This window comes from Porphyrobacter sp. MBR-155 (assembly GCF_040547625.1).
Lineage (GTDB): Bacteria > Pseudomonadota > Alphaproteobacteria > Sphingomonadales > Sphingomonadaceae > Erythrobacter.
Window position 1 is genome coordinate 24243 of sequence record NZ_JBEPQB010000001.1, and the last position, 21290, is coordinate 45532.

Sequence of the window (21290 nt, forward strand, 5' to 3'; positions counted from 1 at the left end):
AAACTTGCTGCGATTATGAGATTGCGCTGCCTGCCGGGACGCCGGGCAGTGGTGCGGGATCGGTCATGATGCGGGCGCTGGCAGGATTTCGGATCGTCTCCAGCCGTCCATATCCGGCGATCAGACACAGGCCGACACCCATGGCGACAGAGCCAGCCGCGACCAGAAAAGCAGCGTCATAGCCGTAGCTGTCGACAATCTGGCCATGACCGCCCGAGCCAAGCGAGCGCACGAAGTTGGGAATGGCCATGAACAGCGCATACTGGCTGGCGGCGACCACCGGATTGGTCAGGTTCATCGACCAGGCAATGTTGAGGACGAAGACACCTGCAAAACCACCCCAGAACATAGTGATGTAGGTCTGCATGGCCAGGGTTCCGAATGTCCCTGCCGGGGCAAGATAGGCTGCGAGGTTGGGCAGCAGCATCAAGCCTGCGAAAAATACCATCAGGATGCGGTTGTCGAACCGGCTGCACAGGGGGCCGATCGCCACCATCACGAGCAGCGTGGTGGCCATCGCGCTGATGCTGCTGTAATTGGTGAATGCTTCGCTGCTCCAGCCCAATTCGGATACGCTGAAAACTGGGGAGACCACGTCGACCATACCCACGCTTGACGTGATGAACCCAACGCCAGCCATAAACAGCGCGGTGCGCCATTGTGCCAGCCCGCGCAGCACTTTCCCCAGAATGGGCAGGAACTTGGTGTGCGCGCTCGCCAGACATTCCGCCGATGCCAAACCAGCAGTCCACGGCAGAAACTTCTCGCCGGGCCGTTCGCGCAGCAAGGTGACGGTGATGGTCAACACCACAATCACCGCCGCAGCCATAGCGGCGGCCAGCTCCACGCCGCCCGCGACAAGAGCCGCGCCCGCCATGATCGCGGAACCGGAAATGCCAATGATCTGCCCACCCGCCATGGCTCCGTTAACCTTCTCGCGCTCATCTTCGGGCAAGATGTCGACCGCCATCCCGTCGACCGCGACATCGTTCACCGCGGCGCACAGGTTGAAGGCGAAGGCCAGACCGGCAAGCAGGGCGATCTCGTCAGGGCCGGGCGCAAGAGAGGCTGTGACAATCAATGCGGCAATCATCATCACTTGCGAACCGATGATCCACGCCCGCCTGCGTCCCATCGGGCTGTAGCAAAAGCGGTCCATCACCAGCCCGTTCACCAGCTTAAAGGACCACGGCAGCATCGCGGTGCCGATGAAGAACCCGACTTGTCCGGCGCTCGCGCCATTGGCGGCGAGCCATGCCGGGATCGCCGTCATTACCAATCCCATGGGCACGCCCTGCGAGATATACATGAGAAAGAAGCCCACCAGCCGCAGGCGGCGGCTTTCGGATAGCGCAGGCAGCGCAGACAGCGCGCCCATCACCACGCGCCGTCCCGCCCACATCCGTCCTGAACCGCGTTTGGCGGTGACACCATCCGTTTCAGAAATCGAACTTCGCCGCCTATGCAATCGGAATGGGATGAAGGTGGTATGCCAGCATCGACTTGATCAGGCAGCGGGCCCACAGCTTCGAACTGGGCGGCCGTTTGCTGTTCGTTTGCAGCATCCGCAGTTGTCAACGCGGTAGCAATGGCCGCTGCGGCTACCAGCCAAAATCCAGCGCTGACGCGTGATGATCCCGGCTTCAACGAAGTAATCATGGACGCCCCCCAGCTACACACACAGCTTCCCCGCAGGCGGCAACGCGGTTTCCCGGGCCGGTCCAAGGATCTGAGCTGTTTGCGATTTCCCCGCGCCGTTAATGCGCCAAAGCGGGATTCGGCGTCAACGCCGCTACCGTCAATAAAACGTCAATAATCGCCTATCTGGCGCTGGCAGGGGCCGGGATCAGGTCTGGGATCAGGGTCAGGCCAGCCATCTTTGTGCCAACCGATGCGTTCGGCAAAGCTCAGAAAATCGGACTGGGTGCGAGTCTGCCTGACCGGTTCGATGTCGGCCCACAGCGCCATCAGGCCGACCATGGCGCGGGCGCATCACTTGCGACCGCCTCGGGCGCGCGGATAAGCTTTATCCGGCAAACCGCGCTGGAAGCCACAGAGACAGCGCGGGAACATAGGTTATCAGCAACAGCGCCGCAATTAGTGTAAGGTAGAATGGCAAGATGGTGCGAACCAGCGTCGTCACCGGGATATTGCCCACCGCAGAACCGACAAACAGCACTGAACCGACTGGCGGCGTCACCAGTCCGATGCCGAGATTGATCATCATGATGATCCCGAAATGCACTGGGTTCACCCCGACATCCATTGCCACCGGCAGGAAAATCGGCGTGGTGATCACGATCAGCGGTGCCATGTCCATAAAGGTGCCGAGCAGCAGCAGAAGCACATTGATGATCAGCAGGGTCAGCAACGGATTGTCGGTCATGAACCCGATCATCTGGCCCAGAGCTTGCGGCACTTCCAACAGCGCCATGGCAAAACCGAACGCGGTGGCGGCTGCGATGATGAACAGCACCATTGCTGCCGTCCGCACTGATTTGCCCGCAGCTTCCCAGAAACTGTTCCAGCCCAGACTGCGATAGACCAGCACGCCGACCAGCACGGTATAGAGCACCGCCACGGCGGAACTTTCTGTCGGTGTGAAAATACCGCTCAGGATTCCGCCCATGATGATGATTGCGGTCATCAAACCGGGCACCGCGAAAACCAGTGCGCGGGCAAATGCGCGCCAACCGGGAAAGTTGCCGTGCGGCAGATTGCGGCGGCGCGCCACCAGCCAGGTCGTGCCCATTAGCATGATCCCGGTCAGCAAGCCGGGGATCACCCCAGCCAGAAACAGATCGCCGATCGACACGCCAAGGCCCGAAGCCGCCGAATAGATGATCATGTTATGCGAAGGCGGAATCAACAGCCCGACAATTGCCGCTGTCACCGTGACATTGACTGCGAAATCGGGCGGATAGCCTTTTTCCTTCATCAACGGCACCATCGTCGATCCGATAGCCGATGCGCTGGCAATGGCCGATCCCGATACCGCGCCGAACATCATCGAAGCGCCGACATCGACCAGCCCCAGCCCGCCGCGCACCCGGCCCATCGCCGCATCCGCGACGCGTACCAACCGTTCGGCAATCCCGGCGCGGTACATGAGGTCTCCGGCAAAGATGAAGAACGGGATCGCCATCAGAGTGAATACGCTGATGCCCGCCGCCACTCGTTGCACCGCGACCAGTGGGGGTATCCCCATCACCGCAAAACAGGCCAGCGCCGCGCCCAGCAGCGCATAGGCGACCGGCACACCCAGGATCAGCAGCGCGAACAGCGCGCCGAACAGAACCACCACTTCCATCAGTTGTCGTCCCTTGCGCCGCGCGGTTTTCCGTCAAGGATCTGCGGTACTGAAAACAGCGCCATCAACAGTCCGGCCACCGGCATGGGGGCATAGGCAACAGCGCGGCTGATCCCCAGCGACGGCACAACATTGCCGCGCACCAACCAGACCAACTGCGCGCCATAAACCAACAGCACCAACCCCAGCCCCAAGACGATCAGCGCAGTAATCCGCCGGACGGGCTCAGCGCGTGCGCCCAACCGTTCTTCCAACAGCGCGATACGGATGTGGAAACCTTCATGCACACCTGCCGCCGCAGCGAACATCACGTACCAGATCATCAGGATCAGGGCCGCCTGTTCGGTCCAGGATGGGCTGGCATCAAGCACATAGCGCCCGAACACCTGCCACACCACGATCGCTGCCATCGTCACAAGACCCAGTGCGGCAAGACTGGCCAGCCAATCGGACATTCGTGTCATCCAGTTCATGGCGCGCGCATTTCCAATATCCGTTGAACCACTGATTTTTGTGCAGGCGTGGTGGTGAAACGATCCCAGACCGGGCGCATCAGTGCGGCGAATGGCGCCCTGTCCACATCATTCACCTGAACTTGCGACCCCGCCAGCGTTGCACGCGCATCGGCCACCCGCGCATCCCATAATTTCCGCATTTCAGGCACTGAACGCCGAGCGGCCTCGCGTACCAGTTCCTGGTCGCTGCCCGACAGGCGATCATAGCTGGCCTTGCTCATCACCAGAGCTTCAGGCGTAAGCAGGTGATCGGTGATGCTGAAGAAAGTCGCAACTTCGTAATGGCGGGCACTTATGAACGACGGCAAGTTGTTCTCAGCTCCGTCAATAACCCCCTGCGCGAGCGATTGATATGTCTCCCCAAACGGGATGGGGACGGCATTGGCTCCCAGCGCATTGATCATCGCCACGGCAAGATCGGACCCCGGCACGCGCAGTTTTAAGCCAGACATGTCAGCCGGGCTGCGGATCGCACGTTTTGTGTTGTAAAAGCTGCGCGATCCGGAATCGTAGATGCACAGCCCGACCAACCCATGCGGTTCCAGCGAAGCCAGCACTTCATCGCCAACCTTGCTGTCAACCACGCGGCGCATATGATCAATCGTATCGAAGACGAACGGAAGCGAGAATGGCAGCGTCATCGGTTCGACCGAATTCAGCGCCGCGAAATAGACACGATTGATATCAATCCCGCCGAAGCTGGTAAGTTCCAGCGTGTCGGTCTCGCTGCCCAGTTGACCACCGGCAAACATCTTCACACCCAGTCGCCCTCCGGTCCGTTCGGCCAGAAACTGCCCCATGAATTCAACCGCGCGCACTGTGGGATAATCGGCCGGGTGGGCATCGGCCGCTGTGAACATCCCGCCAAGTCGCGGCGCACATCCCGCCAGCATTGCGCCCGCGGATAGCAATAGTCCGCCGCCAAGAACGCCGCGCCGCGTGTGCCGACCTGCACCCACCCGTGGGTCTGCTAATGTCTGCCCAGCTAGTGTCCTCGAAGCCATTTCCATCTCAATCGTCCAGCGCGGTGAAGCGGAAATTGCGAAACCGGGAGTGCCTCGGCCTCGCCGCGAAAAGTCCCGGGCGCAGCATCAGGAATTCGCCGTGTACATTATGGTGATAGGCCGAAACTTCCATCCCCTGATCGAACCACAAGCGGGATTTTCCGCCATCACAGCCGGTGGTTCGCATGAGTGCGGGAATCAGGGTGCGGCTTTCGGTCTGCATCAGCCCAGACCAGCGCCCCGCGCCCATTCCCGCCACAGATCGGGCCATGCTGCAACCGGCTTGCCCACCGCTTGGCGCAGACCAAAGCCGTGACCGCCATGTTCGAACAGGTGCATTTCGACCCTGACTCCCTGATCGCGCAAAGCTGCACGCATCAAGAGGCTGTTTTCAACCGGAACCACATCGTCATCGTCGGCATGGAGGAGGAAGACGGGCGGCGAGTCCTTCGGCACGTTGCGATCGGGGGAATGTATGATCTCCAGCGCGGGCGCGGGGTTCGCGCCGAGCAAGCGTTCACGCGACCCGGCGTGGGCGGTGGGTAGTCGCATTGAGACAACCGGATAAATTGGCGCGGCGCATACCGGCTTGGCGCTGAGACTGTCGGCGCTGTCAACTGCAGCATAGGTTCGCGTGGCAAAGCGCGTGCAGAGGTCAGCGCACAAATGGCCCCCTGCGGAAAAACCCATCGCCGCCACCCGTTCGGGGTCTATGGCAAAATCGGCATGGCGATGGCGGATCAATCGCATGGCCCGCTGCGCGTCGGACAGGCATACATTCGGCCCCGCAGACCAGCCGTCAGTGGGCAGCCGATAGAACAGCACGAACGCCGTGAAGCCACGCGCTGCCAGCCAGCGCGCCATTTCATAGCCTTCTTTGTCGACCACAACATGGCGGTAGCCCCCGCCAGGGATCAGCAGCACCGCTGCACCGTTGGGTCGATCGGGGCGGAACACTGCCATCCGGGGAACCGCAATGCCCATCACCGCGCGATCTGTGACCAGTGGATTGATCGAACGTTCGGTTGTCACTTCGGTCGGCAAAAGCGCCGGTGCCCCCGGCGCGCCAGACGGCCACAGATCAACCGTTTCGCGGGGCTGCGGCAGGCCCGGCGGCGGCTGACCGACTGCCGTCGGTGGGGCGGTCTGAGCGGCCGCGCCGCTGGCCCATAGCGCGATCGTACCGCCAAGAAATATCCGTCGGTCGATCATCCGTGCCGCCTTTCGGTCAAAACCACCCTGCCGACCGGTCTGATCGTGCGGCGATTCCTCAATATAAGGCGCTGCACGACCGGACTGGCGGGCAGACCTGGCATTACAGCGTGAAGCGTGCCCCGAACAAAATGGTTCGCCCGGTGTGGTTATGCGTAACCGGACGCTGGCCGACGCTATCGACAAATTGCGTGCGGATTTCGTCGGTGAGGTTAATCCCCTCCAGCGTGAGCTTGATCTGCTTGGTCAAGGCATAGCTCATCGACGCATCGATATTCAGCGTTGCATTTGTGCCCTCGATGTCATTACCGTTCTGCCCGGGAACCCGTGTCAGGAAGCTGCTGCGATAAGCGCCGGAAACGCGCGCGCTGAATTTCTCGTCCTCATAATACAGCGTCGAATTGAACCCGGTCTTGGACAGACCGGTAAGCTGGTTGAGGTTGGGATTGGCCAGCGTCCCGAAATTCACTTTGGAATCCAGCAACGTCAGGTTGCCGATGAAGCCGAAATTACGCAGCACCCCGGGTAAGAAGGTGAAGGGCTGCTGGTACTGGATTTCCACCCCCTTCAGATTGCCGCCTTGCCCATTGATGTTGCGTGTAACGGTGAAGATATTGTCGGGCGATGACGGCGTGCCGTCCAACAGGCTGTCGGGCAGGCCAAGATCCCTGAACGGCACCGATGCCGTCTCGCGTGTCACAAAAGTCCTGATATCCTTGTAGAAAAATGCTGCCGACAGCAAGGCTTCGGGCGCAAAATACCATTCCACCCCGACATCGATTGAATTGGCCCGGAACGGATCAAGCTGCGGATTGCCAAAGGACAAGGTCTCGCTGAACGCGCTGAAGGTGCCGCCGGGGGTCAGGCTGGTCAGCGTGGGCCGCGCCATCTGCCGCGCCACATTGGCGCGCAGCAGCAGCTTGTCGCTGGGTTCCAGCACCGCAGACAGCGATGGCAGCCAGTCGTTGTAGCTGTTGTCGACTGAGACCGTAGTGCCGCTCAGGATACCGGTTGCGGTGACTTCAGTGCGGACATAGCGCAGCCCGCCCAGCAAGCGAAGTCGCATCGCCCCCAATTGCGTATCGATCGCGCCCTGCAAGAAGGCGGCATAGTCATCTTCCACCACATCGTTGACAGCGCCGTTCTGTAGCACGAGCGGGAAATTGCCTGTGAACAGGCCGATCTGGCTGGCAATGCTATCAATATCGGGGGTCACGAACACCCGGTCGATCCCGTCGGGCGCGCCAAAACCATTTCCTAAAGTGGCGAGCGTGGACGTGGCGTCGGTCAGCTGAAACGGCTGAACCACGGTGGCACCGGAAAGCACCGTGTCGCGCCGCGATTCCGTCGAAGAAAATTCGAACTTCTTGTAAGACCCGCCCGCCTGGACGCTCAAGATATCGCTGGCTTGCCAGTCAGCCTCCATCGACAAGGTCGAAAACTGGTTCAGCGTCGATTGCGGACGGTCGCGCACTTCATTGACCAGGAAATTGGCCGGATTTGTGGGATCAATTCCAAAATTGATGAAGGGCACATTGCGGTTCTCAGTGAAATCAAGCCCGAAGCCATCCACATTCAAAGCATCAGCAATGATCGTGGTCTGCTGTTTGACCTTGAAATCGGATTCCGACAGGCCGCCCAGCACACGCACATTGAGGCGATCCGAAAACTCATGCGTAAGTTCCAGTGTCCCCTGCGTGAAATCGGTTTTCAGATCATCCAACCGGTTTTCGATGCGGACATCGACATTGTTGAATGTGCCGCTGACGATGTTACTCGTGGCGGGGTCAACCGTCAGACTGACGATCTCGGTCTCGCGGATACCGGTCGCATTGTTGCGGCTGAAGGAAATGGCTTCCACAAATTGTTCGCGCCTGGTGCCCTTGAACTGGGAGTAGAGCAGGTCGAGCGAAATCAGAGTGCGGTCTGACGGACGAAACTGCAGCGCACCGGTAATGCCCAGCCGTTCCTGATCAGACGTTAGCACGCCATAGCGCGGAATGCGCGGGAAGAAGGTTGTGGCAGCATCGGGAAAAGCTGCCTCGTTCGCAAAGGCATTGCGCTGCGTGAAGGATTGCGCGCCCCCGGCTGCGGGCGGGGCATTGCCGGCAAACCGCACCGAGGAAAAACCTTCCTCGATAATGTCCCGTTGACTGAACGCGACCGACACCAACGCCCCGAACGTTTCGTCCTCATTGGACCAGCCAAGCAGACCGGCAAGGCGAGGGTTCAGCTGCTCGGATGCATCATTATACAGCCCCTGCGCCGACAGGGCGGCGGTAACTCCGGCACCAAAGTCCAGCGGCCGTCCGGTCGAAAGGTCGACCACTGCGCCCAATGAGCCTTCTTCGGTCGACGGCATCGGCGATTTGCTTACCTTGATGCTGCGGAACAGTTCAGAGGCAAAGGTATTGAAATCGAATCCGCGCCCGCGATTGGTGCCTCCTGATGAATCAGTCGAACCCGTGGTCGAAAGCGTCTCCATTCCATTGATCCGCACGCGGGTGAAATCAGCATTAAGACCGCGCACCGTGATCGTCCGGCCTTCGCCATTGTCGCGGTCAATCGAGACGCCGGGGATGCGTTGAATGGATTCGGCAAGGTTGAGATCAGGGAAGTCGGCAATATCCTCGGCTAGAATGACATCAACCGCATTCACCGCTTCGCGTTTTTGCCCAAGCGCCGCGTTCAGGCTGTTGCGAAACCCAGTAACAATGATGTCCGGCGCATTCTCGTCCGCACTTACCGAAGCTTCAGCCGTCTGGCCTAGCGCCGCAGTCGGCAGAAACAGCGCGCTGCCGACCAGCAGAGCAGACTTGAAACCAAAGTTACCGAAAATGTGTGACACGCCGCCTTCTCCCTCTGTTTGAAGAAGTGACACCGGTTTCCGTTCGCGACACAAAGTCCCGATCCTGTCCCTGCATCTCTCTTCTTCCCGATTTTGGTAACCGGTGTCATTATGAATTGCCATGCCCTGTCGTTTCTGTCAAGCAGATAGGAGAAACTTGGGAGAGTGGCGGAAATGCGTAGATTATTCACCCTGATTGCAGCCTTCGCGCTGCTTGCTGTGTTCATGCCGCAACAGGCCAGTGCGCATCCCGACGATCCAACCCAAGGCGGCGCGGGCGGGCAGATCATTCGCGTTACGACGCTCGCCAAATCGGGGCCGGGAAGCCTTGCCGAGGCATTGAAAAAGAAGGGGCCGCGCATCATCGTGTTTGAAGTGGGCGGTGTGATTGATCTTGAACGGTCAACCCTTTCGATCCGCGAACCCTTTGTCACTATCGCCGGTCAAACCGCGCCATCGCCCGGGATTACATTGGTCAAGGGCGGGATCGATGTGCGCACCCATGACGTGAAGGTACAGCACCTGCGTATCCTGAGCGGAGCCGATGGTCAGGCCAGGCGTAGCGGGTGGGAAGCCGATTCAATCTCGACCGTCGGTGCGGCACGCGTGGTGATTGAAAATTCCACCTTCATGTGGGGGGTGGATGAAAACATGTCCGCGTCCGGCCCGCGCTTTACCGGTTCCACTGTTGCCGAATGGCGCGCAGGCACCAGCCACGACATTGTGTTTCGGCTCAACATCGCCGCCGAAGGGCTGGCGGATTCGAGCCACCCCAAGGGCGAACATTCCAAGGGGTCACTGGTTCACGACAACGCCACCGGGATCGTGTTCGATCGCAATATCTGGGCGCACAATGTCGAACGCAGCCCGCTGGTAAAGGGCGGGGCGCAGGTGTTGATGGTCAACAACCTGATCTACAATCCAGCCCGGCGCGCGGTGCATTACAACCTGATGGATCTCGAATGGGCCGGGCAACCACACGTGACCGGAGAGATCACGGCGATCGGCAATGTCATGCGCGGCGGCGACAATACCGATCCTGGCCTGCCGTTCCTGATGCTGGGCGGGGTGGGCGATCTGGCCTATTACGGGCGCGATAACAGCGCGGTCGACCGGCTGGGCAATCCGCTGCCGATGTTCGGCCGCTATGGCAAGACACAGGCGAAGCTGATCGAGGCTGACGCTCCGCTCGCCAGTCTTGATGGTTACGATATTCTGCCCACCGACGACGTTGAAACCACCTTGCTCGCCACTGCTGGCGCGCGCCCGTGGGATCGCGGCGAGCATGAAATCAGGATGCTGTTCTTCGTGGCCGAGGGGCGCGGTGCCATCATCGACGATGAAAGCGAAGTCGGCGGCTATCCGGTGATCGAACCATCGGCGGCTCCGTTCGTTGAGGCCGATTGGGATCTTGCCACCATGACGCCCCGTTCAGGCACCTTTCCGGGGCAGAAGCCCGGCGCGCAGGAGCATCTGTCGCCGCGAGACCGCGCAATGCGGCAGCAGCCATGACCATGATCGGATGCCTGTTTCTGCCGCTGCTGATCGGGGCTGTGCAACCCGCACCAGCCGCACCGACTGCTGCCCCGCCGATGGTGGTGATCCACGAGGCCGATACGCAGCGCGAAGAACCGCCGCCGCATGGGGCAATCGGCATGAGCACCGCGTTCCGCATATCCGATGCAGCGGCGCAACCGCGGGCGATGGAATTCCGTCGCCGGGTATTGCATCCAGGCGCCGCGATTGGCGAACATCTGATCGATCATGATGAGGTCTATTATGTTCTGTCTGGTCGGGGGGAGGTGGTGTCGGATGGGGTAAAGGCGACGCTTGAACCAGGGATGGCGGCCTATCTCTATCGCGGCGCAGTGGTGGGAATCGTGCAGGTCGGCGATGCACCGCTGAACCTGATTATAAGCTATCCCAACTCGCCCCGTTAAATCGCTCAGGTGCCCGGCTGCACGTAGGGCACGCGGGCGAATAGCCGCCGTTCCCACCCTCGCGGATCGCTGACCACTTGGCTTTGGCGGTCGAACACCATGGTTGCGCGGGTATCCAGATCGTAGGCTGGCCAGCCAGGATCGCCGCTGCGGGCAAAGCGGACGAAGGTGTCCATCATCACCGCGCTCATCGTGGATTGCGCCGCAGTGGAATCGGGCACTGTGCCAAATGCCAGTCCGATATCGTCGGTATGTCGGGCGTTTTCAAAATCAAGCTGATAAACGAACGTGTTACCCTGTGCGCTGCGGGCCCGCGCTTCGGCCTCCTCAACCTGTCCGCGCCAGCTGCGCGCTGCGGTGACAATGCGGTGGAACAGGTCGAGCGGGGAGGCTTCGGGGTAACGCACGCGGAACTGATCGACCACCCAATCAGGCGCGATATCGATCCGCATTTCGGGCGCGATCCGGGCTGCGAGATTTTCAAAATCCAGCCCTTTCAGTACCTTGCCATCGGCAGGATAGAAGGCGCGCGTCTCAGCAATGGTGTTCCCCAGCAACATCGGAATCTGTGCCGATTGCGAAGGGGCATCGGGCCAGAACGGGTGGCGCAGCAGGCTGCGCATATCCATCACCGGCCCCATGTAAACCCGCCCGCCCAGCACCGGATCGGTGGCATCAAGCGCCATCAAGAGCTGGTCTAGCGGCACCAAGACGGGGTCAAGCCGAGGCAAGGCGGGGTCAAGACCGCCCCTAAGCCGGGCAAGAAACGCCTCGGCGCGCTTTTTCGCGTTCAACGGGCCGGACGCGGTGACCTGCTGGCCGCTCATGGTGATGGCCTTGTGAAATAACCCGGCGGCAGCGGGCATTGCCATCAGCGTCGCGATTTTCGCGCCGCCGCCAGATTGACCGAACAATGTGACATTGCCCGGATCGCCGCCAAACGCCGCGATATTGCGCTGCACCCATTTGAGCGCGCAGATCAGATCAAGCTGCCCGGCATTCCCGCTGTCAGGGAAGCGGTCTGGCAAGTAGAGATAGCCCAGCGCGTTCAGCCGGTGGTTTACCGTCACCACCACCACATTGCCGCGCGCCGCCAGCGCCGCGCCATCGTTCAGCGGATCGGTGACGCTACCGGTCGAGTAAGCGCCGCCGTGGAAATACACCATCACCGGCAGTTGCGTGCTCAGGCTACGCTGCTCCCTTGCCGGAACCCAGACATTTAGGAAAAGACAATCTTCCGATTGCGGCTGATAGGCCCCCACCCCTGTCTTCGGCCCCGGCTGCGGGCAGGCTGGGCCGAAGCCGGGGGTTTGTTCCGCCATCGGTGCGCTTGAAACGACCGGCACCGGCGGCTGGAACCGCTCAGCACGGGCATAGCGGATGCCGGCGAAGCGGTGGGCGCGCACCGTAACGCGGTCGGCGGGGTCATAGACGAAGCTGCCGACATATTCGCCCGAGGCGCTGCGCACCTGCGGGCTGAATATGGTCGTCGCACCAGCAGGCACCGCCATCGCGCCCACCGCCGCCGCGCCGCCCGCCAATACAGCGCGGCGCGTGATGCCGTCAGCGGCGGACATCGCCGGCGCCTATGCTGAAGCTGTTCAGCGTCGCCCGGTTGATCAGGCACATATCGCCGGGGATCGTGTGCTTGAGCGCGGCCAGCGCCAGCCCGCGATGCGCCATCACCGCCAGATCGCCCGCTTCCATCCAGCCATCTAGCACGCCTGCGGCAAAGGCATCGCCGGTGCCGATCCGGTCGACGATCCCGGTTACGTCAATCTCGTCGGTCTGATATCCGCCAGCGCGGCTATCGACCCGCGCTGAAATCCGGTGGTGATCACTGGTGACCAGATGGCGCGCGGTTGAGGCGATCAGTTCAAGGCCGGGGAAGGCGGCAAACGCTGCCTCCGCCGCCTCGCGCCGCCGCGCCTCACCCTCGCCCGAAAATTCGCGGCCCAGCAGCAACGAAATGTCGCGGTGGTTGCCGATCAGGATGGTTGCCTGACTGACCAGATCGCGCAGGATCGCGCGCGGATCGCTATCCCATGCGTCCCACAATTGCGCACGGTAATTGCCATCAAAACAGATCGGCACACCCGCCGCGCGCGCCGCGGCCTGCGCCGCCTGCGCCAATTTTACCCCGTTCCTGCCCAATGCCGGAGTGATCCCGCCGCAATGAAACAACGTCGCGCCGGTCAATGCCGCCGTAAAATCAATCTGGTCTGGATCGGCCAGCGCAAATGCGCTTCCTGCCCGGTCATAGGTGATTGCCGCCGGACGCGGGCCTGACCCTGTTTCGAGGAAATAGAGCCCCATCCGCCCTGATGCGCGGGCGATGAAGCTGGTGTCGATCCCGCAGCCCCGCAGCGCGGCCAGCGCCCGGTCACCCAGCGGATTATCGCTCACCATCCCGGCAAACCGCACCACGTGGCCAAGCGAGGCGAGCGCCGAGGCAACATTGGCCTCTGCCCCGCCAACTGCCAGATCAAACCCGCCTGCCTGCACCAGTAATTGCCGCTGGGGTGGCGAAAGGCGCAGCAGAATCTCGCCAAAGCAGGTGACGCTCATGATTGCTGCCTACCGTGCCAGCCAGCCGCCGTCGACCGCGAGGATATGTCCGGTGACATAATCCGCCGCGCCCGATGCGAGGAACACCGCCGCCCCGGCAATATCCTCAGGCTTGCCCCAGCGTCCCGCCGGTATCCGTTCAAGGATCTGGCGATTGCGGGTTTCATCCGCCTGCAACGCGGCGGTGTTGTTGGTGGTGATATAGCCCGGCGCGATTCCGTTGACCTGCACGCCCTTGGGCGCCAGTTCGTTCGCCATCGCCTTGGTTAGCCCGGCCACGCCCGATTTCGCCGCCGCGTAACTTGGCACCCTGATGCCGCCCTGAAAACTGAGCAGGGACGCGATGTTGATGATCTTGCCCGATCCCTGCGCCATCATCGCCCTGGCCGCTGCCTGGCTGAGAAAGAACAGCGTCTTCAGATTGGTATCGACCACCGCATCCCAATCGCCTTCGGTGAAATCGGCCAGATCATTGCGGCGGATGATCCCGGCATTGTTCACCAGGATATCGATCCCGCCCAGCGCCGCGACGGTCTGATCGACCAGCCCCTGCACCGGGGCGATGGAGGACAGGTCGGCGCGCAGATCAAGCCCCACGCGCCCCGTCTCCGCGATCAACGCCAGCGTTTCGGCAGGTTCGCTGCGTCCGGCCAGCGCAATATCGGCGCCCGCCTGCGCCAGCGCGACTGCAATCGCCTGACCAATGCCGGTATTGGCACCGGTCACCAACGCGCGTTTGCCGGTCAGATCAAATGATATCGCCATGATTGCCCTTTTCCGATCTGTATCACAGCGCTTTCAGATAGGCCGCAATCCCGGCGTCCTGCGCATTGGGGTAGAAATAATCCGCGAACCTTTCACCTGCGATCGCAGCGCGCAGCAGATCCTGATCGACCGTCTTCAGCACCGTCAGCATATCGTGGCAGCTTGCCGCCTTGACGTCGGCCAGAATCCCGCGATTGGTGGCCATGATCGCGGCGCGTTCTTTCGGATAGCCCAGCCCCGGCTCGCTTTCGAACAGCTTGCGATAACAATCCTGCAAGTTGAGTTCTGCCGCCCAGCCAAAACCCTTGGCATAGGGCATCGACATCGCGTTGCCCGCGTTGATCTGGCTGAACAGGAAGGCATCGGTCGGATCGATAACCAGCCCGCAGAATACCCCCGGCATGGCGTTGCAGGCGAGCATCGATCCCATGCCGGTGCCGCAACCGGTAACGACGAAATCAGCCGCCTTGGCGTTGAGCAGAATTCCGGTCAGCAGCCCGTTCATCACGTAGGTTAGCGAAGCGTTGTCTTCAGCGCTGTACATGCCGTAATTGAACACCTCGTGTCCCAGCGGTTCGGCAACTGCGGTCAGCGCGTCGTGGATGATGCCGTTTTTGGCAGCCTGACTGTTCTCGGTAATCAGCGCTATCTTCATGATCTCTCTCTTTCGCCCCCCTGAGTGAGGGATTGCCTTCATGGCCGTGTTAGGAAACCGGTGTCATCAGCCGGTATAGCCGCAAACCCATCCACCTTTCAACCGTGCATTTCATCTGCGCGGTGGGCCGACTGACTGGCGCTTTACCAAGGTTGCGGGAAAGCGGTATTGCTGCGCGGCTTCATCGGTCGGCGCCATCAGTTTGAGCGCGGCGGCACGTCCCATTTCGCGTATCGGCCAGCCAACCGTTGTCATTGGCGGCCAGATGTGTGCGGCGATGGGCGAATCGTCGAAACCGATGATCGACAGGTCGTCGGGCACCTTGAGTTCGCGTTGGCGCGCGGCGTGAAATGCGCCCGCTGCCATTTCATCATTGCTGGCAAAAATTGCGGTCGGCCGGTCGGCAATGTCGAGCAGGCGGCTAGCGGCGGCGATGCCGGAATCGAACCGATAATTGCCTTGTGCACGCATTTCCGGCGGCAAGGTCAATCCGTGCGCCTGCATCGCCGCGAGAAACCCCTCCCGCCGTTCGAAGGCGGAACGGAATCCTTCCGGCCCTTCGATCAACGCAATCCGCCGGTGCCCCAGTTCGATCAGATAATCGACTGCCTGGCTTACCACTTCGCGATCATTCGAGGCGACGATATGGTCGGGATCGTCAAGCATGGCGGATCCCATGCGAACATAGCCGCAGCCCATTTCGTGGCACAGTTCGGCAAGCGCATCATTTTCGGAAATCGGCGGCAGGATCAGCACGCCGTAAAGCCGCTGCAATTCCAGAAACCGCCGGATATCATCCATCATCCTTGGCGAATGGCGATCCACCGGACGCACCACCAGCGCAAATTCGGTTTCGCGGATCGCGTCAAGCACGCCTTCCTGAAAATTGAGCACGGTCTGCGCATTGGGATTGTCGTGCAGCAACCCAAGCAGGAAATTGCGCCGCAGCGCCAGCGCGCGGGCCTGCGGATTGGGGACATAACCAAGGTCGGCAATCACCGCCTCAACCTTGATTCGGGTATCTTCGTTCAGCAAGGCAGAGCGGTTGATGACGCGGCTGACGGTCTTTTTCGACACCCCGGCAAGCCGGGCCACGTCATTGATCGTTGGCGTCTTGTTCGGCTTTGACATATCGAGTTTTGAACGCCTTTTGTTTGATCGGACACCCTCATAAAGAACAATCGCGCGATTGCCAAAATCCCCTGCAGGACATCAGACTGCGGCTGCGTGGAAAGCTTTTGACACCGGTTACCTTTTTCGCCAAGGCTCCGTTTCGTGAGATTAAGAGACGAGAGGAACATTGTGCCTTACGAAGCTCGCGAAATCGCTGAAGCGTTCGTTGCCGCGCGTCGCAGCGGAACTGCGATCAGCCAGTTTCCGGGCCGCCGTCCGCGTGATCTTGCCAGTGCTTACGCCATTCAGGATTGTGCTATTTCGCTATGGGACCGGGAGATCGGTGGCTGGAAAGTCGGCCGGATCAACGCGCCTGATGATGTGCGGCTGGGTGCCAATCGACTGGTCGGCCCGGCGTTCAGCGACGCGATTATCATGTCCGCAGATGGCCCCGGCACATTGCAAGTGTTTCACGGCGGATTCGCTGCGGTCGAGGCTGAATTCATGTTGCGGCTTGCCCCGCAGGACGGGCCGCTGCCCGCGACTCCCGATGCCGCGATGGCGTGGATTGACGAGGTACGAATCGGCATCGAAATCGCATCGTCCCCCTATGCTGCAATCAATGCCGATGGCCCGTGCGTTACCATTTCGGATCACGGCAATAATGCCGGGCTGCTGCTTGGCCCGCTCGTGCCCCGAGCCTTGTGGGATCGGCTCGACGAGGTTGAGGCAGAACTGGTGATTGACGGGCGCGAGGTCGGCCGTGCGACGACGGCATCCATGCTTGATGGCCCCTTCGGCGCGGCACGGTTCCTGATCGAAAATCTTGCCGGACGAGGCATCGCGCTGAAGCCCGGATGGTGGATTTCAAGCGGAGCGATTACCGGCGTCCATAAGATTTCGCCGGGCAGCAAGGCGGTGGCCACCTTTGCTGATATCGGATCGGTGGAGGCATGGGTCAGCTGATCACACTGGCTTTCCAGACGGATCGATCACGCCGGGTGTGACGAACGCGAACCAACACGGGACTGCTCCGGCCAAGCAAATGGCGCGGATTACAGGTTTCTTTCCTTTGAGGGGGGGCTCGGTCTAGGTGCACCACAAGCGCCATCGGCACCGTTAGAGAAGTGGGCCGCGCTGCCCGATCATGCGATCTTGTAAGCGGCGCGGCCCCGACCAGCAGTTGGGGTTGGGGGGGGGAGCTGCTGGTTCAATGGGTCATTCGCGATAAACCCGCAAACGGTTACAACACCGATTTCAGCGCCCGCTTGTTTCCCGATGTCTTGCGTGTAACCCGCAGGGGGATCGCGCCGAACGGGGTCGGGTGCGGCAACCATGCTGTGCTGGCATGCTGGTGCTGGAAAGGAAAAGGGCCAATCATGAAGCTGTTGCAATATGCCTTGACGCGGCCTGTGATCACCAATGCGTTGAAGGTGGCGCTGGTTGTGGGGCTCTGCCTCAATGCCATCAATCAGGGGTCGCAGCTTTGGCATGGTGTGGGGATTGACTGGCCCAGAGTCGGGATGAACTTTCTCGTCCCCTACCTCGTGGCAAGTTACAGCGCGGCCCGGATGTTCATGAAATCGGGCCCTGATTAGAGCATCGTGCTGAAAAGTGGGAACCGGTTTTCAGCTTTTCACGATGCGACAACCAAAGTTAGAGCGGGCGACCTGCGTCAGATTTAACGCAGCCCGCTCTGGATCGCCGATCCGTCTGCGCAATTGTAACCTTTGGCGCCGCGCGGCCGAAAGGAAAGACAGCATGCCTGCAACAGGCAACCTGCAATCCCATAGCCATTCGACCTGAAAGGACGCCGCTGATGTTTGTTCGAGCCATAAGCACCTTTTTAGCTTTTCTTGCTGTTGCCTTCACGGCACCGGCAATCGCGGCCCCGGCATGGCAGGATTACACCCCGGCCGCATTTGCCCGCGCGCAAGATGCCGGCAAAACGATCGTGGTTGATGTTCATGCCGTGTGGTGCCCAACCTGCAAGGCGCAGGCACCGACATTGGATGCCTTGCGCCAAGAACCCCGGCTTAAGGACGCGGTGTTCTTCAAGGTCGATTTCGACAAGGAAAAGGCGTTTCTGCGTCAGCACCGCATTCCGCGCCAATCGACCGTGCTGGTGTTTCGCGGCAAGCAGGAATCGGTGCGCTCGATCGCTGAAAGCCGGCCAAAACAACTGCGCCAAGCGGTGATGGCGGGGATCTAGATTCTGACCTTACGGCGCTTGCTCCATTTGAATGGGAACTGATGTTCAGCGAACTTGCACTTGCGTTCGTTGCCGGTCTGGTAACGATCCTCAACCCTTGCGTCTTGCCCTTGATCCCGATCCTGGTCGGATCGGCGCTGGGCAAGCACCGCATGGGGCCGGTGGCGTTGGCAAGCGGGCTGGCGCTGTCGTTTTCGACATTTGGCTTTGTGATCGTCGCTTTCGGATTTCAGCTGGGCATTCCCGAACAAGGCATCCGAATGTTCGCCGGAGGCCTGCTTGCGGCGACGGGGGTTATCCTGCTGGTTCCGGCCTTGCAGACCCGGTTGACGATGCTGTTTGCGCCCCTCACCAACCGCGCCCAGGGCGCGCTTGAACGCACCAGCGGCGATGGGCTGGGCGGCCAATTCGCAATCGGGGCGCTGCTCGGTATTGTCTGGGCACCCTGTGTCGGCCCGACGCTGGGCGCAGCCATCGCTGCGGCCAGTCAGGGTGAAGACCTCGCATCGGCATTTGTGACATTCCTGGTGTTTGCCATCGGCGTCGCGCTGTCGGTGACGGGCTTTGCCTATGGATCGAGGCGCGCCATCGGCAAACGGGCCGGAACGCTGCAAAAGCTGGCCCGTTATGCCAAGCCGGTGTTCGGTGCGATGTTGGTGCTGGTCGGCGCATTGGTGCTGACGGGCGCGGACAAGCTGATTGAAGCGGCGCTGGTGAACATCATGCCCGACTGGCTGATCATTTTCACGACACGCTTTTGACCGGCGCGCTTTCGATCAGATCGGCAGGATCGCTCCAACTGATGGCCCGGTGATCGAAACCTGCACGAAGCGTCGGCTTGATCACCTCAAAATAGGGTGAGACATCGAAATCGCGCGGGGTAAACAGGCTGTGGTGGCGAATATGCATGATGTCACGCACGCAGCCTTCACAATCGGGGTCGTTGCTGATTTGCTGCGTGATTTCGGGCAGGATCGGATAGCGGATTGACTGGAACGCTTGGGCGATCAGCGTCGAACAGATCGCCTTGGTCGGCTCCCCGCTGCCCAGCGCAATCATCCGCCGCCGCCAACTGGTCGGCACTGGTGGGGTGGGGATAAGGTAGCGTGCGAGGTCGATGACATTGTCGAGATCATATTCGTCGCCAATATGGCTTTTGGCAAAGGCGACAATCTGCGCCACCTCGTCATCGCTCAACCCCGGGGGCCGGCAGATTCTGGTGTGGTTATCAGCAAACTGGCTAAGCGAAACCTGCCGAACGCCATCCACGACATCGGCTTCGACGAACAGCGGTAACGCGCCGGTTTCGCGGTCCTGCCCGGCCACGCACAAGGCGGCGTGTGACCAGGTTGATTGCGTTAGATACTTGATCGCGGTGCTGACCCGCTGGCGTCCGTCAACCAGCAGGACATCGCCGGGGCGCAGGCAATTGGCGAGCGCATCGGGATCGGCTGGCAGTGCAGCATAGGGAGCGCGCGAGGGGCCGGTGAGGAAGCCTGCCAGAAGGCGGCCCACTGTCCTCAGCACCAGCCCCATCCGTCAGGCCGATTCGGACAGAAGATGCGATCGTGCCATATCGCGCAGCACGCCCGCTTCAAGCTGTGCATCTTCAAGCAGCGCGGCGACCAGATCGCCCATCGATACCAGCCCGGCCACATCGCCTGTTTGATTGCGGACAATGGCGTGGCGGCTGCGCGCGCGGGTCATCGCCTGCATCACGCTGGATGCATCATCCTCGCACGTGCAGCTGAGGATCGATCGGCGCACGAAGATGACGACGGGCAGGTTGAGGCCATGGATGCCGCGGGTGGAAATGGCTTCCATCAATTCCGGCTGCGACACGATGCCGATGATTTCGTGCGTATTGTTCGCCGCAACCCCGATAGAGCCGATCGACAGTTCGTGCATGATCCCGACCGCTTCGATCAACGGAACCGCTTCCCGCACTGTTTCAAAATGGCGACCCTTGCGATTGATGATGGAAGCGATCTTCATTCTAGGCACTCCTTTACGAGACCCCTTCCATTTGTTCGACGCGCCGCAACAATCCGTTACAGATTAGCCTGTTTGATTTGCGGTTGGGCCTGTCAGAGTGTGACGCAGGTGCCGTCCGCAGCGATCAGCGTGGCGCCATCATAGTTACGCGCAATCGCCGACAGGCTTTCTTCCAGACGCGAAATCGAACGCTCCATATGGTGTGACAGCAGCAGTTGGCGCGGGGCGATACCCGCCGCCATTTCGCCGATCCCGCTGGGCGGGCGATGCAGGCCGATCGGCTGGCCATCACCTTCGGGGATCACGTGATGCGCGATCAGCAGATCGGGCTTGCTGTCGCGCAATTGCCGCTCAAACCCGATCGAGGACGCGCTCTGATCGCTCGCAAACACGATGGAGCGGCCCTTGACCTTGACCAGATAGGCCAGCGTAGGGACAACGCCGTGGTGAACGGGAATGGCGGTAATCGTCAGATCAGGGGCGATTTCCACCTCAGCAGTGGGGGATTCCTGGGTATTGTTGGCCGCGATCTCGCGCACATCCAGCTTCCGCTTGTCCTCGGTGCCGTCCATGTAACCGCCCAGATAGCTCCACGCGCCGCGCTCGCGCCCGATCTGTGCCCGGATAAAATCGCCCGCACCGGGAAACACGCTGCCCGCAGCCGGGCCGATGACCGTCAGCGGTTCGCCTGATTGTTCAAACCCGCCGGAATTGAGGATGCCGGTCAGGCCTGCGCTGTGATCGGCGTGAAAATGGCTGAGCGCGATGGCTTTGAGGTCCGCGACCTTCAGCCCCGCCTCGCCAAAGCGGATAAAGCTGCCCGGCCCGGCATCGATCAGCAATTGCGCGCGTCCATCGATCCATACCGCGTAACTGGTCCCGGCGCGCGAACCTTCGGCAATCGGCCCGCCCGAGCCCAGCACCTGCACGCCGACTTCGGCCTCGCGGCAGATGTCAGCGCCGCTTGCCGCGGGCGGCAGTTCTTCCGGGCTGGCGGACGTATTGCTGCACGCTGCGATCAGGATACAGCACGCGGCAGAGGCGCGCAGCGACAGGGAATTTTTCAGCATGGAGTGACCTTTCGCCTGATCTTACGTTTGCTGCCGCCGAATTACTACAGCGCAGCATCATTCAGCAACCGCTGATCCCGCCT

22 protein-coding genes are annotated in these 21290 nt (G+C 61.0%); 6 read left to right on the top strand and 16 right to left on the bottom strand.

Going from position 1 to position 21290, the window contains the following annotated elements; all coding sequences use genetic code 11:
* Positions 1-13: 13 nt before the first annotated feature.
* From ABIE62_RS00160 to ABIE62_RS00195, 8 genes are all read right to left on the bottom strand, one after another.
* Positions 14-1378, bottom strand: a complete 1365-nt coding sequence (locus ABIE62_RS00160) for an MFS transporter (protein ID WP_354322522.1) — start codon at positions 1376-1378, stop codon at positions 14-16.
* A 431-nt stretch (positions 1379-1809) separates the two neighbouring features.
* Entirely contained in the window at positions 1810-1980 is a 171-nt protein-coding gene (locus ABIE62_RS00165; RefSeq protein WP_354322524.1) for a hypothetical protein, read from the bottom strand.
* A 46-nt stretch (positions 1981-2026) separates the two neighbouring features.
* Positions 2027-3310: a TRAP transporter large permease gene (locus ABIE62_RS00170; protein WP_354322526.1), complete on the bottom strand. Its 1284-nt coding sequence runs from the start codon at positions 3308-3310 to the stop codon at positions 2027-2029.
* Entirely contained in the window at positions 3310-3783 is a 474-nt protein-coding gene (locus ABIE62_RS00175) for a TRAP transporter small permease (RefSeq protein WP_354322528.1), read from the bottom strand. Before ABIE62_RS00175 ends, ABIE62_RS00170 begins: the two co-directional genes overlap by 1 nt.
* Positions 3780-4718, bottom strand: a complete 939-nt coding sequence (locus ABIE62_RS00180; protein ID WP_354322530.1) for a TRAP transporter substrate-binding protein — start codon at positions 4716-4718, stop codon at positions 3780-3782. The genes ABIE62_RS00175 and ABIE62_RS00180 overlap by 4 nt, the downstream gene beginning before the upstream one ends.
* Before the next feature lie 118 nt (positions 4719-4836).
* The gene (locus ABIE62_RS00185) at positions 4837-5052 is read right to left on the bottom strand and encodes a hypothetical protein (protein ID WP_354322532.1); all 216 of its coding nucleotides are present in this window, start codon (positions 5050-5052) and stop codon (positions 4837-4839) included.
* Positions 5052-6041 carry an alpha/beta hydrolase gene (locus ABIE62_RS00190; protein ID WP_354322534.1) on the bottom strand — a complete coding sequence of 330 codons (990 nt, stop codon included), beginning with the start codon at positions 6039-6041 and terminating at the stop codon, positions 5052-5054. Before ABIE62_RS00190 ends, ABIE62_RS00185 begins: the two co-directional genes overlap by 1 nt.
* Positions 6042-6144: 103 nt before the next feature.
* On the bottom strand, positions 6145-8889 hold the full coding sequence (locus ABIE62_RS00195; protein ID WP_354322536.1) for a TonB-dependent receptor: 2745 nt from the start codon (positions 8887-8889) through the stop codon (positions 6145-6147).
* A 225-nt stretch (positions 8890-9114) separates the two neighbouring features.
* On the opposite strand from ABIE62_RS00195, the gene ABIE62_RS00200 reads away from it, so the two are divergent.
* Positions 9115-10401 (top strand): pectate lyase family protein, encoded by a 1287-nt coding sequence (locus ABIE62_RS00200; RefSeq protein WP_354323017.1) that lies wholly within the window; start codon positions 9115-9117, stop codon positions 10399-10401.
* Positions 10402-10403: 2 nt separating this feature from the next.
* Positions 10404-10829 carry a cupin domain-containing protein gene (locus ABIE62_RS00205; protein ID WP_454184765.1) on the top strand — a complete coding sequence of 142 codons (426 nt, stop codon included), beginning with the start codon at positions 10404-10406 and terminating at the stop codon, positions 10827-10829.
* 5 nt (positions 10830-10834) lie between these two features.
* Here ABIE62_RS00205 and ABIE62_RS00210 read toward each other — a convergent pair whose 3' ends face one another.
* The 5 genes from ABIE62_RS00210 to ABIE62_RS00230 form a co-directional block, all read right to left on the bottom strand.
* The gene (locus tag ABIE62_RS00210) at positions 10835-12406 is read right to left on the bottom strand and encodes a carboxylesterase/lipase family protein (RefSeq protein WP_354322537.1); all 1572 of its coding nucleotides are present in this window, start codon (positions 12404-12406) and stop codon (positions 10835-10837) included.
* Positions 12393-13397: a sugar kinase gene (locus ABIE62_RS00215; protein WP_354322539.1), complete on the bottom strand. Its 1005-nt coding sequence runs from the start codon at positions 13395-13397 to the stop codon at positions 12393-12395. The genes ABIE62_RS00210 and ABIE62_RS00215 overlap by 14 nt, the downstream gene beginning before the upstream one ends.
* A gap of 9 nt (positions 13398-13406) precedes the next feature.
* On the bottom strand, positions 13407-14162 hold the full coding sequence (gene kduD, locus ABIE62_RS00220) for a 2-dehydro-3-deoxy-D-gluconate 5-dehydrogenase KduD (protein ID WP_354322541.1): 756 nt from the start codon (positions 14160-14162) through the stop codon (positions 13407-13409).
* Positions 14163-14184: 22 nt separating this feature from the next.
* Positions 14185-14817 (bottom strand): RpiB/LacA/LacB family sugar-phosphate isomerase, encoded by a 633-nt coding sequence (locus tag ABIE62_RS00225; RefSeq protein ID WP_354322542.1) that lies wholly within the window; start codon positions 14815-14817, stop codon positions 14185-14187.
* 111 nt (positions 14818-14928) lie between these two features.
* Positions 14929-15948 carry a LacI family DNA-binding transcriptional regulator gene (locus ABIE62_RS00230; protein ID WP_354322544.1) on the bottom strand — a complete coding sequence of 340 codons (1020 nt, stop codon included), beginning with the start codon at positions 15946-15948 and terminating at the stop codon, positions 14929-14931.
* 144 nt (positions 15949-16092) lie between these two features.
* Between ABIE62_RS00230 and ABIE62_RS00235 the strand changes: the two genes are divergently transcribed.
* The 4 genes from ABIE62_RS00235 (at position 16093) to ABIE62_RS00250 (ending at position 18903) form a co-directional block, all read left to right on the top strand.
* On the top strand, positions 16093-16896 hold the full coding sequence (locus ABIE62_RS00235; RefSeq protein WP_354322546.1) for a 2-keto-4-pentenoate hydratase: 804 nt from the start codon (positions 16093-16095) through the stop codon (positions 16894-16896).
* Positions 16897-17309: 413 nt separating this feature from the next.
* Positions 17310-17528: a nitrate/nitrite transporter NrtS gene (nrtS, locus tag ABIE62_RS00240; protein ID WP_354322548.1), complete on the top strand. Its 219-nt coding sequence runs from the start codon at positions 17310-17312 to the stop codon at positions 17526-17528.
* Between the two features lie 221 nt (positions 17529-17749).
* The gene (locus ABIE62_RS00245) at positions 17750-18142 is read left to right on the top strand and encodes a thioredoxin family protein (protein ID WP_354322549.1); all 393 of its coding nucleotides are present in this window, start codon (positions 17750-17752) and stop codon (positions 18140-18142) included.
* Between the two features lie 41 nt (positions 18143-18183).
* Positions 18184-18903, top strand: a complete 720-nt coding sequence (locus ABIE62_RS00250) for a cytochrome c biogenesis CcdA family protein (RefSeq protein ID WP_354322551.1) — start codon at positions 18184-18186, stop codon at positions 18901-18903.
* On the opposite strand, the gene ABIE62_RS00255 is transcribed toward ABIE62_RS00250, so the two are convergent.
* The 3 genes from ABIE62_RS00255 to ABIE62_RS00265 form a co-directional block, all read right to left on the bottom strand.
* Positions 18887-19678 (bottom strand): YiiX/YebB-like N1pC/P60 family cysteine hydrolase, encoded by a 792-nt coding sequence (locus ABIE62_RS00255; protein WP_354322552.1) that lies wholly within the window; start codon positions 19676-19678, stop codon positions 18887-18889. The two genes, ABIE62_RS00250 and ABIE62_RS00255, sit on opposite strands and share 17 nt — an antisense overlap.
* A 3-nt stretch (positions 19679-19681) precedes the next feature.
* Entirely contained in the window at positions 19682-20137 is a 456-nt protein-coding gene (locus ABIE62_RS00260) for a CBS domain-containing protein (RefSeq protein ID WP_354322554.1), read from the bottom strand.
* A 92-nt stretch (positions 20138-20229) separates the two neighbouring features.
* Complete coding sequence (locus tag ABIE62_RS00265; RefSeq protein WP_354322556.1) at positions 20230-21207, bottom strand: MBL fold metallo-hydrolase; 978 nt, start codon at positions 21205-21207, stop codon at positions 20230-20232.
* Positions 21208-21290 lie beyond the last annotated feature (83 nt).